At 55.3% G+C, this 20,103-nt stretch carries 11 protein-coding genes; 1 reads left to right on the top strand and 10 read right to left on the bottom strand.

All coding sequences use genetic code 11. The features are described from left to right. Positions 1-96: 96 nt before the first annotated feature. On the top strand, positions 97-990 hold the full coding sequence (locus BN1360_RS11730) for an AraC family transcriptional regulator (protein WP_068780044.1): 894 nt from the start codon (positions 97-99) through the stop codon (positions 988-990). A gap of 24 nt (positions 991-1,014) precedes the next feature. Here BN1360_RS11730 and BN1360_RS11725 read toward each other — a convergent pair whose 3' ends face one another. The 10 genes from BN1360_RS11725 to BN1360_RS11680 all read right to left on the bottom strand — a co-directional run bounded on the left by BN1360_RS11725 (position 1,015) and on the right by BN1360_RS11680 (position 19,937). Then, entirely contained in the window at positions 1,015-1,530 is a 516-nt protein-coding gene (locus BN1360_RS11725; RefSeq protein ID WP_082790032.1) for a NanQ anomerase/TabA/YiaL family protein, read from the bottom strand. Between the two features lie 16 nt (positions 1,531-1,546). Beyond that, positions 1,547-2,290: an RraA family protein gene (locus BN1360_RS11720; protein WP_068780042.1), complete on the bottom strand. Its 744-nt coding sequence runs from the start codon at positions 2,288-2,290 to the stop codon at positions 1,547-1,549. Positions 2,291-2,521: 231 nt separating this feature from the next. Then, positions 2,522-3,895, bottom strand: coding sequence for a M20/M25/M40 family metallo-hydrolase (locus BN1360_RS11715; protein ID WP_068780041.1), 1,374 nt, complete (start codon positions 3,893-3,895; stop codon positions 2,522-2,524). Positions 3,896-4,099: 204 nt separating this feature from the next. Next, positions 4,100-5,380 (bottom strand): ACP S-malonyltransferase, encoded by a 1,281-nt coding sequence (fabD, locus tag BN1360_RS11710; RefSeq protein WP_068780040.1) that lies wholly within the window; start codon positions 5,378-5,380, stop codon positions 4,100-4,102. A gap of 21 nt (positions 5,381-5,401) precedes the next feature. After that, a complete protein-coding gene (locus tag BN1360_RS11705; protein WP_068780039.1) occupies positions 5,402-6,118 on the bottom strand; it encodes a thioesterase II family protein in 717 nt (238 codons plus the stop codon). A gap of 38 nt (positions 6,119-6,156) precedes the next feature. Further along, positions 6,157-7,128 (bottom strand): cysteine peptidase family C39 domain-containing protein, encoded by a 972-nt coding sequence (locus BN1360_RS11700; RefSeq protein ID WP_068780038.1) that lies wholly within the window; start codon positions 7,126-7,128, stop codon positions 6,157-6,159. Positions 7,129-7,161: 33 nt separating this feature from the next. After that, the gene (locus BN1360_RS11695; RefSeq protein ID WP_068780037.1) at positions 7,162-17,436 is read right to left on the bottom strand and encodes a non-ribosomal peptide synthetase; all 10,275 of its coding nucleotides are present in this window, start codon (positions 17,434-17,436) and stop codon (positions 7,162-7,164) included. A gap of 14 nt (positions 17,437-17,450) precedes the next feature. Then, on the bottom strand, positions 17,451-18,254 hold the full coding sequence (locus BN1360_RS11690; RefSeq protein ID WP_068780036.1) for a CPBP family intramembrane glutamic endopeptidase: 804 nt from the start codon (positions 18,252-18,254) through the stop codon (positions 17,451-17,453). Further along, positions 18,251-19,060: a CPBP family intramembrane glutamic endopeptidase gene (locus BN1360_RS11685; RefSeq protein ID WP_068780035.1), complete on the bottom strand. Its 810-nt coding sequence runs from the start codon at positions 19,058-19,060 to the stop codon at positions 18,251-18,253. The genes BN1360_RS11690 and BN1360_RS11685 overlap by 4 nt, the downstream gene beginning before the upstream one ends. Before the next feature lie 4 nt (positions 19,061-19,064). Then, positions 19,065-19,937 (bottom strand): CPBP family intramembrane glutamic endopeptidase, encoded by an 873-nt coding sequence (locus BN1360_RS11680; RefSeq protein ID WP_068780034.1) that lies wholly within the window; start codon positions 19,935-19,937, stop codon positions 19,065-19,067. Between the last annotated feature and the right edge of the window lie 166 nt (positions 19,938-20,103).

Below are 20,103 nucleotides of genomic sequence, written 5' to 3'. Positions count from 1 at the left end.
AGTACTTATCCGTTTCGTCGCTCTTCGTATGTCTTCCTTATTCTACTTTCGCGTTTTTGATATAATAATAGTATCTGGAATAGGAGGTGCAGCCGCATGTATCCGGAGTATTTATTCGAATATCCTAATATGAACGCCAGCTTCCCTTTCTATATGAAACGAAAGCTGCAGTGGAAGACACCTTCTCACCGGCACGATTTCGTAGAACTGACCTTGGTGCTTAACGGTCAAGGGACAGAAACCATTAATGGTGCCATGCATGACATGATACCCGGCATCATGGTACTGCTGCTTCCCTACCAAGTACATGAAATCGTCTCCCATCCAAACGATCCGCTCGATTTATATATTTGCAACTTCCCCTTGGATGTCATCTTGGAGCTTGGAGAATTAGATCCCTCATTACATGAAGTCCTGTTAGGCAATGCCACCGACGCAAGGAATACTTTCGTTCATTTTGAAGGGCGCCTGTTAGATGAAATGCAGCAAATCTTCACTATGATTTGGAATGAATACGGGAAGCCGGTGCCATTTGCAACGGTGATGTTAAAAGCGAATCTGCAGCGGGTTTTAACCCAGTTTGCAAGAAGCAGCCTACAGGCTATAACGGATATATCAACCTCTGTATCGTCCCAAATTTCACCATCCCAAGTTCGCTCGGTTTGGCCTATCATTCGTTATATTCACGAACATTACCTGGAGCCTCTAAATCTTACGGATTTATCCGAAAGGTTTGGCTTTCATCCCTCATCTCTTAGCGAATTGTTTGCCCGCCAATATGGCATTCACTTCATAGACCTGCTTCACGAGCTTCGTGTCCGCCACGCATGCTCGTTGTTGCATGCTACAGAGATGCAAATCGCAGACATTGCCGAGGAATCTGGTTTCGGCTCCTACTCCAGCTTTGCTCGGATTTTCCGGAAAACCAAGGGAGTATCTCCCAAAGCGTACCGGATATCTCATCATCGTACAGGGAGACGCAAGAAATAATAAATGCCATCGGTTGTTAAGCACCTACAGCAGAAGATGATTGAGATTCAGATTCTCACTGTTTGTTTGCAGGAGGTCCTTATTTATTTTAATGACGACGCGTTTCGTCTCCATGCCACCTGTGCGGCTGCAAGCTGGCCGGTGAAGGTCGTTAGGGAAATAAATAACGAACATACCTGGCTTTAACAGCAATTCGAATTCATTCTCGACCTTTTCGTACAAGGCATAATCCCTGTCGGACAATTGATCCTCGACCGGGACGTTCAGCTCGGATTGTCTGGCAACGACATGAATCTCTACGCCTGTCACAACCATTTGAACGTCGATATACTTGGCATGATGCTCCGATTTTCGTTCCTGCGGAAGCACGGTATTAGCTTGTTGAATCATAAACAACATGTCATCCCCAAGAAGGCTATACGTCCCGATGTCAGCATTCTCCAAATTTGCCGTACGCAAGTAATCCATCGCAATACGCAAAATCGGGGCATATGCCCACTTCTCTTCCTCCCATTTACTCAAATCGCTAAGAATCATCATGATTCCCTCCTTCTTCTTACCATTCTCCCGCGGAGCCGAACCTTTCCTTCACATTCAAGCCAAATTGTCTACCTGACGCATCGATCCCCGCTAGCAGTTCCTCCACCGTCATTCCTGCTGCACTGCGTGCCGCCGGTATCACCGTGCTGCATTCATTGCTGTCCATATACATGGAAGCCTCCAATAATCGGGCTTCATCTTCCTTCGGAATGACCATAAAGCCATGCTTGTCAGCATGAATAAGCTGGCCTGGCTGAACTTTGCATCCAAATACCTCGACCTCGATCCCCCAGCGAACCGGTGTACTGAATGCATGACCGACGCATGTTCTCCGGGCTATGGCTTTGAAGCCAGCGTTGTTCATTTCATCGATATCTCGGATCGCTCCGTCCGTGATGGTGCCTACACAGCCCAATGCGCGATGGATGTTGCTGTTCACCTCGCCCCAGAACGCGCCGATCACACGTGGTTTATCCAGATCCTGCACGACGACGATCTTTGGTCCGGGCACGCTGGCCACATACTTGCGATATTCGCTCCATGCATTCGGATGATTCTTGGGGTGATCTGGATTACTCGGTTCAAATTGCACCGTAACCGCATAGCCGACCATAGGCCCCATATGCGGCATGAAGTCATGGCTTTCCTCAAGATTAAAACCCTGCGTAATATCATTCTGCGTGATCACCTCCCACCCGTTATAAACCGTGGGCGTATTCCAACGCTTTAACTTCAGCAGATCCGCATAAGATAGTGTCATCTCGAATTCATCCTCTCTTGCTCGAATTGAATTCTATTATAAGCGGTGCGTAGTAGAAAGAACTGGCACTTTTTCGTCGGAACCTCTCAGAATTTCGGTTGAGCCTTCGGTTTTGATTTATATAAATATGCAGACACGAAATACGCAAAAAAAGAGATTGAAATGGTCATTTGCATTTCAATCTCTAATAAAATTGTAAATATGCGAGTATTCAAAACGTTTTAAAAGGCATCACGGCTGCGCTCCGTACAGCTCCAGCACCCGGTAAATCGCATCCGTGCCGAACCCAATCGCTTCTATGGGAATACGTTCATCCGCCGCATGAATCAGTTGGGTAAACTGCATGTCCTTGGGCAGCGGCATGGGCAGGAAACCATAGGTTTGGATACCGAGCTTCGCAAACAATCTTCCGTCCGTTCCTCCAGGCAGCAGCAGCGGCACTGGAACGGCCTCCTTATCCGCTTCTTTCAGCACATCGGATAGCAAACGGAACATCCCCATGTCGGGCGCTGCGGCGCATGGATCATGGCGCAGCACCTCCAGCCCGATCGAATCAGGAATCGCGAATCGGCGCAGCTCGTCCATAAATTGCTGCGGAGTGACGCCCGGCAGCGTTCGGCCGTCCAGCTCGACCGTAATTTCGCTTGGATGGACGTTGATTTTCTCGCCGCCGCGAACGACGGTCGCACTGACTGTATTACGCAGAAGCGGGGCGAACGCCCCGCCCTTTTCCCCGAGCAGCTTCAGGACGATACCGCCTAGTCGGGGGCGCAGCAGCCCTCTCAGCAGCAGCGCCGGCAGCAGCGGCAGCGCGTCGGCCATGCCTTCAATCATCAACCGGGCCGCCGGTGCCGCATGTATCGGCAGTTTATTCCTGCTAAGCGATTGAAGCATGTTCCCCAATTGCGCCATACAGTCGGCTCCCGGCTCGCCCATGGAGCCGTGCCCTCCGTCTCCTCTAATCGTCGCTTTGAGCCAACATAGCTGCTTCTCCGCCACCATAATTGGATAAAAAGTTTTCCCCAGCGCATGAAACGCGAAGCCGCCAAATTCGCCGATTGCAAACTTTACACCCGCGAAATAATCGGCATGTCGATCTACCAGAAAGGAAGCCCCGTATTCGCCACCTGCTTCCTCGTCGCTAACAATCGCCAGAATGAGATCGCCCCGCAGCGGCAGCTTGTGGACATGCGCTCGGAGGAAAGCTGATACGAGCATCGCCACGCCGCCTTTCATATCAAGAGCGCCCCGCCCCCAGACGAAACCGCCCTCGATGTCGCCCCCGAACGGGTCGCGGCTCCAGGCTTGCTTGCCTGTGCCAACGACGTCGACATGCCCGTACAGCAGCAGCGGTGGTGCCTCCCCGCTGCCCTTTATCCTGGCCAGCAGATTGGGCCGGGTTGGATCAAGCGCATAGGTTCGCGTCTCAATGCCCACATCCTCAAGCAGTTGCCGGATATACATAATGCATGCTGCTTCCTCGCCTGGCGGATTTGTTGTATTGAAGCGGATTAATGCCTGCAAAATTTCCACGGGAGATGGCATCTCCGTAGACCGCTTGACTCCATCTTGTTCCGATTCGTCATTGGCCAGCCGCATACCCATGACCCCACTCCTTTCTATAAGAGGTTGTTCAAAAAGTCGCTTTTGATCAGAAAACCCATCGAGGCAAATTCAAGGCTGAGCGACCGCGATTCAGAGGTAGGTTTTCTTGCGATATAGAATTTCATCATCTAACCATAGCGTTTTGAAAAAACGCACATCGAAAACATAAGCTTCGGTACTGAAAACCGTCTTTTTGAACACGCACTATAATAAACTGCCCGAGTATGGCCGATCGGCAGTAGAAACGCCCGGCAAGCCGTTCAGGCCGAATTCAACCTGCAGGCTGGCCAGCCGCTGCTCCCGTTCTTCGGCGGGCGTGCCTTTGGTGCGAAACACCGAATTCAGCATCGCCACCGCTTGCCGAACATGCGTCTCCGCCACGGGCTCTCCCGTTTCCCGCAGCCGCTCGACCAACCGCTGCAAGCTGCGGTAAGGCACAACGACGCCTTGTTCATATTCGACCGCGTTCCAGTTGCGGTTGCGGAGGCAAGTGGCGATAGCCAGACAACGATTCATCAGCTCAATCGAATAAGCATCTGATTGCTGGCTTGCAGCAATCAGATAGGCCTCATCCTCCTTGTCATCAACCGCAAATACTCGCAGTCCGTCCGATCGAGCCAACCGTTTCAATACATTGCCCGGACCCAGTTCCACGGCGGTGGCAATGCCAATGCTCATCTGAAATGCCAGGACCGCCGGCCAATTGACAGGGTCCGTTAATCCCCTTGACAGCATCACGGCAATCTCCGCCGTATTCCCGTAAGGAAGACCCGTCAAGGAGGAAACGACGGGAAAATCCAATTTTCCAAACGATACGCGGCTTAGTACTTCGGCAAACCGCTCCGCCGCCGACGCCATCAGCGGGCTATGGAACGGCGCACTTACCTGCAGCGGAATAACCGTGGCCCCGTGAACGGACAGTCTTTCGGACGCCTCATGGACGGCCTCTTGATGGCCTGAAATCACCGTTTGCCGCTCTGAATTTATATTCGATACCACCACAATATGGCTTCCATCGGCGCAGCCTGCGCTGATCTCCAAGCATACTTTGGCCACATGATCAGGACTAGGCCCATTCACGGCGGCCATCGCGCCGAGCCCCGCAGCAGCGGCCCCTTGCATCAGCTCGCCACGGCAGCGTACAAGCCGGAGCGCATCCGGGTACGTTATCGCCCCCGCGCAGGTTAAAGCGGTAATCTCGCCCAGGCTATGGCCGGCAGCCATCGCAGGGAGGTATCCCCATTCCCGGCTGTAGAGGCGGTACATTGCCATGCCCAGCGCAAGAATAGCAGGCTGGGCATTTTCCGTCCGCGTCAGTTCTGTCAACGGTCCTTCATACATCAGGCTGTCAAGGCGCATGCCGAGCGCTTCATTCGCTTCCTCCAGCGTCGCTTTGACAACCGCATGCCGAGCGCTCAGCGCTTTTCCCATTCCCACGCGCTGCGAGCCCTGACCGGGAAACCATATCGCATGTTTGTTCAGCATCTTCCATCACGCTCCTCAAGGTCAGATCGGGGCAGGCGACTCGGTCAGCATTTTGTTTATCACCGCTACAACATCGCCTTCCCGCTCATGCAGGAAAAAATGTCCGCCTTCAAACAGCATTAGCTCGCAGCCCCCTGTCGCATAATGCCCCCATTCCTCAAGCGGTCCTATGATGCAGTCGTCATCCTTGCCGCTTAAGACGGCAAGCCGGAGCGGAAGCGGCGGGCGTACCCGATGCTCGTACTCGCCAACAAGCTTGAAGTCGGCTCTTAGAATCGGCATAAACATATCGAGCAGTTCCTGATGCCGGAACAGCTCGTCAGGCATGCCGCCGAGCCGTTTCAATGCCTCGAGAAATTCGTCATCCGGGAGCATATAGGTCACGCGGATCTCCTCCTGCTCGCAATGCGGCGCCCCTCTGCCGGAGAGGAAGACTGCCGCAGGCAGCGGAAATCCTTCCTCCCGCAGCGCATGCAGTATCTCATACCCCAGCAGGCTGCCCATGCTATGGCCAAATAAAGCATAAGAATCGGAGCCAAGCGCTGTCTCCCGCACCAGTGGCAGCAAATCCCGCACAGCTTCGGTCACGTTCGCATAGAACGGCTCGCCTATGCGACTTCCCCTGCCCGCCAGTTCGGCCGGCACCAGACGCACGCCAGGATGCAGCTGATTTATCCAGCGCTTGTAAACTTGTGCAGAGCCTCCTGCATATGGCAAACAGATTAAAGATATCGTCATAACGCCCACCTCCGGGTAACCTATTGACGCAATCCGCCTTACACACCATCCGCAAGCGTAGCCCAGAACGCTTTTTCCTTCGCAAACAAGGCATCCGCGAGCGCCAGTTCTCTGTCGCGTTCGAAGTCCCCTGTTACAAATCGGTCTTTCACCCGATCCCAACCGTCCCCCACCGCGCCAAGTTGACCGGACAGCGACTCATACAGCGACTCACCGATCAGCCTTTTTTCCCGCAAGGAACGGAGCAAGGACATGTTAGCGATATGACGGTTGCAGATGATGTTGACGCCGACAAGGCCATAGGTGAGATGCGCTTGCTTCTTGTCTGGGTCAGAATCTACATTCCACATGCCCTCCATGGAGAACTGGTCAAGCTCCCTCGCCAGCCGCCTCGCATTATCGACTACCTCATCCAGCTTCAACTCGTAGGGCTGAACCTTGTCCTGCAGGTTGTATACGTAGAAGGCAGGCCCCAAATAGTCCGGGTTCACGTTGTATTCCGAATTGCCATACGCCTTGAGCAGCCTTTCCTCCGGCACCTCGTGCTCCTCGTAGCCCGCAAGCGTATCGTCAATGACGTAAAAGATGCCGCGCTCCTGGTCGTATCCGTTAAACAGCGAATAATGATACCAATGGAACCTTTTCCAGGCCATACTGCCGGGCAGCCAATCATACAGGTCGACGTTTACACTTAAGTTGCGTCCGCCCTTCAGCATCGCCCTGATTTCCTCCAGCACCGTCTCCTTGCTGCGGAAATGCCCGGGCTCAATATAGCGGATCACCTGCGCCAACGGGAATCTAGCAGGGTCGTCTAAATAATACAGCGTATCGATTGTCGGATAGCGGAAGTCCTTATCCGTCGCAGCCTCCCACGGATAGTAACGATAAATATTCAAATACGCCGCATTCCTGTAGCTGGGTTCCTCCGACACCGCAATGGAAAAAGCCTGGTTGAGCATGCAATTCATCCAAAACTCGTTAAACGGTTTCCTTTCCATCGACAACTTCATCGTTCGCCGCCTCCTTAGGCTCAGAATGTGGGTTCAGCTAAGCTTGCTTGCCGCAAGCACAGCACCGATTTTTTTCTTTGCTCCGTCTTCAACCAGCGCGCGCAAAATCGCCGTATAATCCTCTGCCAGCGCCCGGACAGTCTCTTCAGCGAAAAGACTTGTCGCATATTCCAGCGCAAAGCCGATCCTGCCGTCCCGCTCCGCCGCTTCAAGCGTTAAATCAAATTTACTGACGCCCGGATCGAATTCCTTGGGGTCGAATTCAATGCCGCCCGAACGGTAAGCGGCGCGATCGATATTTTGCAAAATAAACATCGTATCGAATAGCGGATTGCGGCTGCGATCCTGCTCAATACCCAGCTTCTGCACCAAATCCTCGAACGGATAATTCTGGTGCTCCAGCGCCCGCAATACATCCTCATGCAGCTCGGACAAATAATCGCCAACTGTACGGTAGGATTCGGGGAAGCTGCGAATCGCGACCGTATTGACGAACATACCAAGGAGACCTTCCAATTGCGCATGATTGCGACCCGCTACCGGCGTGCCGATAATGATATCCTCCATGCCGCTCCATTTGCTCAGCAGCATCGAATAAGCCCCGAGCAACACCGTATACAACGTCGTGCCGCGCTCGCGCGCAAACGCCTTGACCTTGAGCGTCAGCTCCTCATCCAGCCTGAAGATGATCAGACCGCCCTGGAAATTTTGCAGTTCCGGCCTAGGCAAGGCCGCCTTGAGCGCAAGCTTTGGCAGCTCCCCTTCGAACGCCTCCAGCCAGTAGCGCTCATGCTCCATGTATGCCTCGCTGCTCATTTGCTCTTCTTGCCATACCGCGTAATCCCGGTACTGAATATCCAGCTCCGGCAGCTCGCCGCCGCCATACCAAGCAGTCAGTTCCTGCAGCAGGACGCTGACGGAGACGCCATCGGTAATAATATGATGAAAGTCCAGCAGCAGCAGATGGCGCTCCTCGCCAAGCGGAATCAATCCGGCCCGGAACAGTGGAAGATGACCCAGATCAAACGGACGGATAAATCGCTCCATCAGTGCGCTGATACCGCCGAACAATCCTTCGTCTCCCCCTTCCGCAAGCAGCTTGCCGGCTGCCATTCTCAGCCTGGCGCCTCGCTCCAGCGTAAATACCGGCTGCGCATGCACGCGCTGGCGGAACTCGTCCTCCTCGTGATGAAATGTCGTTCTGAGCGATTCATGGCGGCGTATAATCTCAAGAAAAGCTTCCTCCAGCCGCTCTACATCAAGCTTGCCGTGCATATGCACGGCGAACGGCACATGGTACATCGTTGCCTCGCCCGAGATCAGCCCCATCATAAATTGGCGGCGCTGCGCCCTCGACATCGGGTAATACTCGCGCTCCGGCTGCCTTGGAATACGAGCGGCCGCCACGGTTCCGCTCGTGTCCAGAAGGGCTGCTAAACCTTCAAGCGTAGGATTCATAAAAATATCGCGCAGCGGCATTTGGACGCCAAAGCGTTCTGCAATCCGGCTGACCATGCCCGCTGCCTTCAGGGAATGACCCCCCAGCTCGAAAAAGCTGTCCCTGGCGCTAATCGCATCCGTACCGAGCAGCTCCTTCCAAATCTCCACCAGCTTGCGCTCGGTATCCGTCGAAAGCGGAACAAGCTCGCGTATGCCAGCGTTGGTCGTTCCCGGCTTCGGCAGCGCCCTTCTGTCAATTTTGCCCGTTGGCGTAAGCGGAATTGTATCCAGAATAACCATGAAGGCAGGAACCATATAAGAAGGCAGCTTGTTCCCGAGATATTCACGCAATTGCACGGTCAGCCGACCGGAAGGCTCGGTGCCGTCCTGCTCTGCCTCCACCGCCGCGGGGTTGTGTTTGACGATATATGCGCAAAGCGCATACTCCCCATCCTCCTCCTGAAACGCAGTGACAACCGTTTCCTTTACCTGCTCATGGCGAAGCAGCAACTGCTCGATCTCACCGATTTCAATCCGGTGACCCCTGATTTTCACCTGGAAATCGCGGCGTCCTGCATAAGCAAGCTCCCCATTTCCAAGCCTGCGCCCAAGGTCGCCCGTACGATACATGCGTCCGCCCGGCATATGCGGATTCGGCACAAAAGCGATATCCCATTCGGGATGGCTGAGATACCCACGCCCGACGCCCGGCCCGCCGATGCAAATTTCACCCGTCACACCTGTCGGCTGCAGCTTCAGTCCTTCGTCAAGCACCATCATAACGGAACCTTCGATCGGAGTGCCGATCGAAATGTCCTCGCCTTCGGTCACTTCCCGGATTGAAGTCCACACCGTCGTCTCCGTTGGACCGTACAAATTAAACAATCTGGCTCCAGTGGCGGCGCGCAGCTTGTCGAGTATATCGGCCGTCAGCGGCTCTGCCCCGATCATCAAAATACGCAGCTGCCGCAAACCGTCCGTTTCGCCTCGCTGGTTCATCCACCATTTGAAGCGCGATGGCGTAATTTGCAGCACATCGATGCCATGCGTGTCGATCAGGCCTTGCAGCAGGGCGGCATCGCCCCGCTCCTCTTCGCTCGCAAGCACAATCCGCATCCCCAGCGTGAGCGGAAGCAGATTTTCAACGACAAAAATATCAAAGGATACCGAGGCCATCGCCAGGATGCTCTGGCCCATCTCGAACGGAATCCGGTCTCGGAAGCCACTGATGAAATGCGCCAGCCCGCGATGCTCGATCATCACTCCTTTGGGACGTCCGGTCGAACCCGACGTATACAGCACATAAGCCAGATGATCCGGCTGGTGAACCTGCTCCGGATTGCCTCTGTCCGCCGCATACAGCTCCGGATCATCCAGATACCACTCGGCAACAGCTCTCGTTGCGACTCCTGCATAGGCTTTTTCCGTCAGCAGAAGCGCTTCGCCGCAATCCTCAAGCATCCAGTCGATTCTCTCCTTGGGGTAAGCGGGATCAATGGCGACGTATGCGCCTCCGGCTTTCAGAACACCCAAAATGCCGACAAGCAGCTGCGGGCTGCGGGACGCCATCAGCGCAACAATTCGCTCGGGCCCAATCCCCTTCGCCCGTAAGGAATGGGCAAGCCGGTTCGCGCGTTCGTTCAGCTCGGCGTAAGTCACTGTCTCCGCACCAAATTGAATCGCCGCCATATCCGGCGTGCGCGCCGCCTGGCACTCCACTTCCTGAACCAGACCCGTCCATTTCGCCGTTGCTTGCGCGGAAGCCGCAGCCGCGTCTGCTTGCCGGTTCGTCATGCCTTCCCCAACTAGAATTTCCATCCTCCCCCTGCTCCTCTCTTTACTCGCGGTCTGTACCGTCATACCTCCTCCAGCCAACGATGCCAGCAATTGCTCGCGTTCGCTTACACTCATCAGCTCAAGCTCACCCACCGTGCGATCATACGCTCTGCACATCTCCTGAACGAGTACGACATAGCTCTTCGCCATGCGCCGTGCGGTTTCCTCATGAAATAAATCCGTTGCGTATTCCAGTTGAAGCTCGATTTCCGCTTCCCGCTCCACCGCTTCCAGAGTCAAATCGAACTTGCTTGTCCCCGTCTCGAACGGTATTTCGCCAAAAACAAGTCCGCCTGCTTCCATCGCCACCCGGTCCATATTTTGCAAGACAAACATAACGTCAAACAATGGATTGCGGCTTCTGTCCGTATCGGCCTTCAGCCCTTCAACCAGCTCCTCGAAAGGATACGTCTGGTGCGAAAGCGCCTCTACGACATGGTGATGAAGCTCCGCTATATAGGCCCGTACCGTCTTGTCTCTTGCCGGCCTGGTTCGCAGCGCCAGCGTGTTGACGAACATGCCGATCATGCCATGTGTATCGGCATGCTCTCTGCCGGCAGCGGGGGTGCCTACAATCACTTCGTCCTGTCCGCTGTATTTGGCCAGCAGCGCGGCAAATGCACCCAACAGCACCGTATACATCGTCGTTTTTGCTTCCCGCGCCAGCTTTTGCACCTCCCTCGTTATCTGCGCATCCAGCCGGAACGTATGGCGGCGGCCCTTATAGCTCGGAAGAGAGGGACGCGGGCGATCCGTCGGCAGCTCCAGTACAGAAAGCTTGCCTGCAAAGAGCTCCATCCAGTACCGTTCATGCTCCGCATAAGCGGCATTTGCATATCCGGCTTCCTGCCACACCGCATAATCGCTGTATTGCACGCGCGGCTCCGGCAGCACTTGTCCGGCATACAGCTGCGACAGCTCATTCACCAGCAAACCGGAGGATACGCCGTCGGTAATAATATGGTGAATATCCAGCAGCAGCAGATGATCTCCTTCATGCAGTCGCAACAGCGCCGCCCGCAGCAACGGCAGCTTATCCAGATAGAACGGGCGCTGGAAAACCTTCATCAACCTCGTCACCTCGGTACCATCCATTGGCGCTTCCAGCAGCGCATCATCTCCGGTCAACGCTGCAAGGTCCAGCTCCTCCAACTTAAACGGATACGGCGGATGGATCATTTGCCTGAACTCATCCTTTGACATATGAAAGGTCGTCCGCAAGCTTTCGTGGCGACCAATCAGGGCTATAAACGCGTCTTCCAGCCGCGCTGTATCCAGCTTGCCCCGCAAGCGGAGCGCGAACGGCACATGATACATAGCTGCGTCTCCGGCCAGCATCTGCATCATATATTGGCGGCGCTGGGCGCGCGACATCGGATACCACTCGCGGTGTTCCGCCCTTGGAATCGGCCCGGCCGCCACAGCGGCACCGTCCCGTTCCTTCAGCCAAGCGGCCATTTCCGCGATAGAAGTAAGCTCGAATATCAAGCTGAGCGGAACCAGACTGCCCGTCGCCTGCTGCAGCTTGCCCGCCAGCACGGCAGCCTTCAAGGAATGACCGCCAAGCTCGAAAAAGTCGTCGTAAATACCGATTGGCCCGACCGTATCGCCCAGCACTTCCTCCCAAATGGCGGCGACGCGCTCTTCCATTTCATCTCGCGGCGGCTCCGGCTTTCCTTGCTCCCGAAGCCCGGATTCCGGCTCAGGCAAGGCGCGCCGATCCACTTTCCCGTTCGGCGTCAGCGGTACCGCTTCAATCGCTGCGATATAGGTCGGAATCATCGCTTCCGGCAGCTTGTCTTTCAGCTTTCTTCGCCATTCCCGCGAAGGGAGCTTGTCCGAAGCGACCACATACGCGCACAATTCCTTGTCGCCGTTTGCCCGCTCGCGAATGAGCACAACCGCATCCTCCACCTCGGGAAGGGAAATCAATTGCGAGCGAACCTCATTCATTTCAATCCGCACGCCTCTGATTTTCACCTGCTGGTCGGCCCGCTCCACATACATGGCGTTACCGTCCGGCAGCCACTTTGCGATATCGCCGGTCCGATACATGAAGTGACCCTCGCGATAGGGATGCGGTAAAAATCGCTCGGTCGTCAAATCCGGTCTGTTGAGATAACCGTTGGCAAGGCCGCTGCCGGCAATATACAGCTCGCCGGCGGCACCGGTCGGGGCAAGCTGGCCGCCATAGCCGAATATATAAATTTCAACATTGTGCATCGGCCCGCCTATCGGCACATAACCACCGCGATAAGCGCCCGGTTTGTAGGTGTACATATTGGAGCACACCGTCGCTTCCGTCGGACCGTAACCGTTAATAATCCGAATCCCGGGATTAAGCTTCGTATATAACTCCAGCGTTTCGTCTTTGATCGGCTCTACCCCAACGAGCATTTTGTCCAACGCAATCGTGGAAGGCGATTGCTCCAGCTGCCGCGCAACCTCTTTCAGCAAAGACGGCGGCAAATAAGCGAAAGTAATCTGCTCTTTGGCAATCACCTCGGCAATTCGCCCGGGATCCAGCCATTTCGGCTCCGGGTAAAGTACCGTGCAAGCTCCGAACATAAGCGGCATAAACAGCTCTGCTACACTGACGTCAAACGAAATATTAGTCAGGCTGAGGCATCTGTCTCCCTCGCCGTATTGCTCCTCGAAAAATGTACGGAGCGAATGTCCGAAATTGTAAAAGCTGCGATGCGGCACAACAACGCCCTTCGGCTGACCCGTAGAACCGGAGGTATAGATGACATACATCGGATCTGCGGCGTCCTGCGGCCATGCGTCGGCGGCATCGTCTCCTTCGGAGAACAGTGTCTCATCCGCCAGGTCCAGCACCTGGAAGGAGACTGGCATGACAGCCGCGGCTCCGGAACTTGTGCCGTCCGCAAACACCAGCTTCGCGCCGCTGTCCTTCAGCATATAGTGAATGCGCTCCTCAGGGTAATGCGGATCTATAGGCATATAAGCGCCTCCGGCCTTCATAACGGCAAGCATAGCAGTCAGCATAGGGATGGAACGCTTCGCCATGATGCCGACTACGCTGCCGCGTCCCACCCCTTTGGCGCGCAAGGTGATCGCCAGCGCATCTGTGCGGCGATCCAGCTCCCGATAGGTCATGGATTCACCGCCGCATGATACAGCCGGCAGGTCGGGAACAGCCAGCGCCTGTTGCTTGAAACAATCATGCAGACAGCGCGGCGGAGGAAAGTTCGCTGCGCGTCTTCCCAGCGCCATCAGATACAGGCGCTCCTCCTCCGTCAGCATCTCCGCTGTGCCGAGCGCAGCGTTGGGACGATCCGTCAAGCTGCGCAGCAGCTGCACATAATGCCGCATGAATTGTTCTACTGTGGCGCGGCGAAATAAATCGGCACTATATTCTACAACAAGCCGCAATTCCGCCCCACTCTCTACGGCCTGAATCATCAAATCGTATTTGGCTGTGCCATGCTCAAAGCGCCGGTGGCGATACGACAGCCCCTTCGATGAAGCGTTGGGAATACCCAGGTTTTGCATAATGAACATCGTATCAAACAGCGGACTCCGGCTGGCATCCCTCCTATCCAGCCATTGCACGAGATCCTCAAATGGATAATCGGCATGGGCGTAAGCTCCGGTCGCCATCTCTTTCACTTCGGACAAAAAAGCTTTGAACGGCTTGTCCGCGCGCGGATGAGCCCGCAGTGCCAGCGTGCCAGTAAACATCCCCGCGATCGCTTCCAGCTCGCGCCGGTTTCGTCCCGCAATCGGCGTGCCGACGACAATGTCCTCGGCCCCTGTATAGTGGGCGAGGAAAGTGTAATAAGCCGATAGCAGCACCATAAACGGAGTCGTGCCCGATTCGGCCGCAAGGTTGCGTACAGCCGCCGTTAAACCTGCCTCGACGTACACGTCAAACGTTTCCCCGCGATGGCCTTTGACCGGCGGACGCGGAGCATCGGTTGGAAGCATAAGCAGCGGCCATTCCCCCCGGCATTTCTCGCGCCAATACCTTTCGGCATTTGCGGAGTGCGGCCTGCTCTCCTGCCAAGCCGCATAATCCTTGTATTGCAGCGTCAGAGGCGGCAATGAACCGCCCTGATATAAAGTCATCAGGTCGGATAAAAGAATGCCCGCCGACATCCCGTCGGATGCAATATGATGCATATCAAGAAACAGCACATGGCGCTCCGGCTCCAATCTCAGCAAGGCTGCGCGCAGCAGCGGAGCCATATCCAGCTGGAACGGCCGGAACAAGCTTTGCAGCACACCGTCCGCTTCCGCTTCACTAATCTCCATGCGAACCAGGCGGAAAGGAATAGCGGCGTGAATACGCTGCCTGATCTCTCCGTCAATGACGTGGAAGGTGGTGCGAAGCGTCTCGTGACGCTCCACGATGGCTTGCAAGACGGCCTCCAGCCGATCTGCATCAATTGCCCCATCCAAGTACAACAATTCGGGCAAATTGTAGCTGCGATCATCCGGCAGCGCCTGCTGTTGCAAATACATGCGTTTCTGCGGCGACGAAACCGGATAATGCTCCTGCGGAGCCGCCTTTGGAATCGGCTCCAATATATCCCCGAACAAAGCGTCGGATGCTTGGCTGGTCAGCGGTCCGACAGGCCCTCCAGACGCCTCTGCTCCGTCACATTCGCCGGACGCCGCTTGTCCTTCATGCCGGCCGTTGGCCTCGATTCCGCCGTTCCCAATGTCCTCCACTTGTTCATCAGGCCGGAAGTCCGTTCTTGGCGCTGTCGCCGCGCCGCTCTCCCTGAGCCGCCGCTCGATCAGCGCCGTGAACGAAGGCAGATCGGGATGTCCCAGTAAATCCGCCGCCTGAATGCGGATGCCCGCATGCTCGCTGAGCCGGTTTGCAATTTTAAGCGCAATAATGGAATCTCCGCCCAGCTCATAAAACCCGGCCTTTGCGGGCAATTCATCATAACCGAGCAGTCCCCCCCAGGCATCTGCTACATGCTGCTCCCACTCCAGCCCGGAGCGCTCCCCGGTTAACACAACGCCGCCGCGGCGTTGACTCACCGTTCCGCCGCTCCGTTCCAGCACGGCTTGCCATCTGGCAAACGTCTCGTTCATTTCTTGCTCAAGCTTCTCGGGAATGTCGCCGCCAAGCGTATATCCGCTCCAAGCCGCAAATGGCGTATGAAGTGCTGCTTCGGCGCGCGACTCCTCCACCCAGCAACGATGGGAATCGAACGGGTATGTCGGAAGCGGCAGCCGTTGGCGGCGTTGTCCTTGGTAGATGGACGTCCAGTCGATCTCGTATCCGTCCACATAACGTTGGCCCAGCTCCAGCGCTTTCATTTCCCGTTCATTTGGAACGGATTGCTGTCGTTGCTGGCGCGTATTCCCGGCCGCTGCCAAATCGGCTGTACCAAACATAACGTTCGGCAGCGCAAGGCCGGGAATGCCGCTTTCGACCGCGGCATGCAAAGTCTGAGCAAGCTCATCCCAGCTGCTTACTGCGATCGCCAGGCGATACCGATAGGTCCCCCGGCCAACGGCCAAAGTGTAGCAAAGGTCGGCCAAGCTGCGCCTCTCTTCGTCGCGATGCCCCAGAACCCAATCCCTGATCCTTAGCACAAGCTGCTCCAGCGCCGTCATGCTGTGCGCGGACAAACACACCAGCTCCGTTCTGGCGGAAAGACCCGAAGGCATCGCGGCGGGAGCCTCCTCCAGCACAACATGGCAATTGGTGCCGCTCATGCCGAACGCGCTTACTCCGCATCTTCTTGCTTCGCCGTCCGTCTCCCATGACGTTAATTCGTCATTGACATAAACGGGAGAATCGACAAATGAAATGTTGCGGTTCGGCGAGCGATAATGAAGCGTTGGCGGAAGCTGCTTGTGGACAAGCGACAGGACCGCTTTGAGCAGACCTGCAATACCGGCGGCATGGTCGAGATGACCGATATTTGTTTTCAGCGAACCGATAGCGCAAAATTGCCGTTTATCGGTATATCGGCGGAAGGCCCGCGTCAGCCCATCGATTTCGATCGGATCGCCCAGCGAGGTTCCCGTGCCGTGTGCCTCAATATACGTTACCGTTTCGGGATCAATATCCGCATCCTGCCAGGCGCGGGCGATCACATCCTCCTGCGCGAGGGCGTTTGGAGCGGTAATCCCCACCGATCCGCCATCCTGATTCATCGCGCTGCCTTTGATGACGGCATATACAGAGTCACCGTCCTCCTGTGCGCGGGACAACGGCTTCAGCAGCAGCGCAACCACGCCGTCGCCGATACCCGTTCCGTCCGCCGAGTCGTCGAACGTTCTGGCCCGGTTGTCGCTGGATTCGATACCAAGCCGTATGCCGATATCCAGCGGCAGCACGTTAATTTTGACACTGCCGGCAATCGCCGCCTCGCATTCGCCGCTGCGGATCGATTGGCATGCCAGATGCACCGCCACCAGCGAAGAGGAGCAGGCAGTGTCCACGCTGATCGCAGGTCCGCGCAAATTAAGCAAATACGCAATCCGGCTCGGTATCATGGAGCTCAGATTGCCGGGTGCCGCCATAGACAAGGCGTCCGGGTCCAACGCTTCGACGATTCGCTTGTAATCATGCAGCGCGTCCCCGTTATAGCCGATAAAGACGCCGGTGCGTGAACCATGCAGCGCATTTCCGCCGTACCCCGCATGCTCAAGCGCGCTCCATGCCGTCTGCAAGAAAAGGCGCTGCGCCGGACTCATCAGCGAAGCTTCCTTCGGTGAAAGCCGAAAAAAAGAATAATCAAAACCTGAAATATCTTCGATATACGCCCCGTCAAAAAAGGAAACAGAGCCGTATTGCGCCTCCATACGGCGTAAATACGGCTTCAATTCCTCTTTGCGGGAATCGGGAAACCCGCCTACCAGGTCCTTGCCGCTCCGCAGAAGCTCCCAGAAGGCATCGTGCGATTCTGCACGCGGCAGCTTGGCGGATATTCCGACAATCGCAATATCCTTGTAGGAAACTTTGGAGACGGAGCCCGCACTTCGCCCCTTCCGCCCGGATGTATCTTTTTGGGTATTCAGCAAATCCAGTTGAAACATGGCGCCCTTCCCTCCTAGCTAGTAATAGAATCGCCAACGGTCTGTTCCTTTTTCACCCTTCGGCCGCTCCCACGCAGCAGCAGCAATACATGCGCCGCAATGCCAAGTCCGCTGATCGGGACTAAAAGTCCAAGCGTACCGGACGGCCAATCATCCGCCCATTGCAGCACGAGATATAAGGTGCCCGTGCTGCACACATGGGCCGTAAGCGATCCCCAAAGCGAGTGCGAACCAGCGCGAACGGCGCCGTACACGATCGCACCCAGCGCAGCAAATGCGCCGACCGTAATATTCATAAATACCGCGCCGAACAACACGGCCTGGAGCAGAACCGTCCACAGAACCGAAAGGCGTTGACTGAGCGTATGGAACAGCATTCCTCTGAACAGCCATTCCTCCAGCAAAGACCCGAGCAGCAAGCTGCCGAGTATAAAAATGATCAGGCTTCCGCCGGCGACAAAAGCGACCAAATCCGAGATGAGCGTAAAGGTTGCTTTTATCCACGGAAGACGGGTGAACGAGGCGATAAACAAACCGAGCCAGATGCCCGTGCCTGCCGACAGCAGCAACGATCCGCTGCGCGCGGGAACAAACCCCAAATGCTTCAGCGAGATTTTTTGCAGGTGCAGCAGCGGAAGGTAGACGGCAAGCACGATAATATTGGATACAATCAGCACTATGCCGGAATTGTCGGCGATAAAGTCTTTTAGCCCGGAGTCTCCGATCCAGTTGTAAAGCGCCTGATTGACGAGCATCACGATCGCCGCATAAATGACCAAATACAGGACGGTATTGCCCGCTATTCGCAGCCCCTTCACGCCGGCGTCACCCCCTCGGAAGACAGCGGCTCCGAGATCGAAGGGCGATGCTTAAACGCAAGGAAGATGCCAACCGCAATCATAGCGGCCGCTACGGCCATAGCAACGGACATGACGGTAACATCTGTCGTCTCCGGCCCGTAATGCCATAATAAGTACTGGCTGCCCTGACAGGCGACCTGCGCAGCAATCGGCGCCCAGATGGATTTAAACCAGACATACAAGAGCGCAAAAATGACCGCACCGAGAAAACCATATAGCGACAGCGGGATGTCCCCGAAAAAGAACAATGCCCCGTACAACACCCCCTGAATCATAATGGCGATCCATACCGGAAGAACGCGTCTGAACTCATTCATCAGAATGCCTCTGAACAACGTCTCCTTGTAAACATTTCCGAGGATCAAAAAAACCAGAAATACATACCATTCCGCACGGTTCAGGTAGTCAAACAATTCACGGAACTGGTACTTGTCCGATGCAATAACAGGAAGCCGGGAGAAGGCTACCGTAAATAATCCTGCTCCAAGCCCGATCCACAAAGCGATCGCTACCGATTTACCGCCCATCATGCGGAACTTAGCCGCCTTGAACAGATTTTCTTTAAAAATAAACCTCCAGGCCAACAGCATGAGCGGCAGCCCTACCATATCGTTCAAAATAATGACGGTGACCGTGTTCTGTTCAAACCACGCGCTTTTGGGGTACACATAATCGAAAAATAATGTCGTCACGGTAAAAAACCATGCAAAATACAAGCCGATAACAACAGCCACGCGAGCCAGCATCATTCCCCATGCCTTCATGCGGTTAGCCTCCCTTTTGTGCTGCCGACGGCAGATCAGCCGTCAGCGCTTGATCGGCGCGTGCGCCGATGCCTCCGCTGCCAGGGGTTCGCCAGACATAAATGGAACCTCCAATCAGCGCAGCCAGGCAGAGCGCCGTAATGATATACAGCGAAACATCGCCCAGCTTGTCAAACCATTCGTAAAACCCGATGGATTTAAATAGAAAGAGGGTGCCCATGGCCGTATTCTGTACCAGAATAGGCGCCCACAGCGATCCGGTACGCAAATACAGTGCCCCGTAAATCAGGCCGGAGCCGATGCTGATGACCGAAAGCGCTGCGCTCGGCTGGAAGTAAGCGTAAGCCGCGGCTTGCAGCACCAAGGCCACATATACCGGCATTACCCTGCGAAGCTCGCTGAAAATGAGGCCCCTGAACAATATTTCTTCAAATGCCGGGCCGATCAAACCGGCACCCAGAATGACGTACCAGATCGAATCCCCCCTGATCAGATCGTCGACCAGCGCGGGAATGGACGGAAATTGCTGGGCAATATCGTCAATGACGATCAGGCCAATGCTGAACAAGCTTCCGGCAAGCCCCAGGCCGATCATCAGCAAGACGCGCGAGGCGCTCAGCCGCTTGAAGCCCGACGCGCGGAACAGACTTTTTTCCGTATGGGGCCATATCCATCCTTTGATACGAAAGATGAGCATGTACACAAGCGTAATCAGCGTGAACAGAACGACCATAAACATGGACGGATTGCGATCCAGAAACTTGGCGAAGGACAATGTCACTTCGTAATTGTAAGTAGAGCGAAGCAGGTAGAGCAGCGCATAAAAGACCCCGAGATAAAGCGCGATATTCCCTATCATGATCAACACTTTTTTCACAGGAAAGCTCCTTTCTTCTTCTGTCAGTACGTGTTTAAAAATCAGACCTACAGTACTGGATCTACTGCTTCCGATGCGCATTTTTACGAGACACTTCGGATTAAATAACCCCGGGGGCAAAGGGAAGCGAGCTGCCTGTTTGGTCAGCCTTGAATTGCCCCGATTG

The organism is Paenibacillus sp. GM2 (assembly GCF_900069005.2).
GTDB lineage: Bacteria > Bacillota > Bacilli > Paenibacillales > Paenibacillaceae > Fontibacillus.
Note: the sequence above shows the minus strand (reverse complement) of the source record. Positions and strands in the feature narration are given on the sequence as shown.

What these genes read in the sequence shown, in the direction of transcription:
- BN1360_RS11685 (WP_068780035.1), bottom strand. Translation starts at nt 19,060, where the DNA reads ATGAAGGCATGGGGAATGATGCTGGCTCGCGTGGCTGTTGTTATCGGC.
- BN1360_RS11725 (WP_082790032.1), bottom strand. Translation starts at nt 1,530, where the DNA reads ATGATGATTCTTAGCGATTTGAGTAAATGGGAGGAAGAGAAGTGGGCA.
- BN1360_RS11695 (WP_068780037.1), bottom strand. Translation starts at nt 17,436, where the DNA reads ATGTTTCAACTGGATTTGCTGAATACCCAAAAAGATACATCCGGGCGG.
- fabD (WP_068780040.1), bottom strand. Translation starts at nt 5,380, where the DNA reads ATGCTGAACAAACATGCGATATGGTTTCCCGGTCAGGGCTCGCAGCGC.
- BN1360_RS11700 (WP_068780038.1), bottom strand. Translation starts at nt 7,128, where the DNA reads ATGAAGTTGTCGATGGAAAGGAAACCGTTTAACGAGTTTTGGATGAAT.
- BN1360_RS11730 (WP_068780044.1), top strand. Translation starts at nt 97, where the DNA reads ATGTATCCGGAGTATTTATTCGAATATCCTAATATGAACGCCAGCTTC.
- BN1360_RS11715 (WP_068780041.1), bottom strand. Translation starts at nt 3,895, where the DNA reads ATGGGTATGCGGCTGGCCAATGACGAATCGGAACAAGATGGAGTCAAG.
- BN1360_RS11705 (WP_068780039.1), bottom strand. Translation starts at nt 6,118, where the DNA reads ATGACGATATCTTTAATCTGTTTGCCATATGCAGGAGGCTCTGCACAA.
- BN1360_RS11720 (WP_068780042.1), bottom strand. Translation starts at nt 2,290, where the DNA reads ATGACACTATCTTATGCGGATCTGCTGAAGTTAAAGCGTTGGAATACG.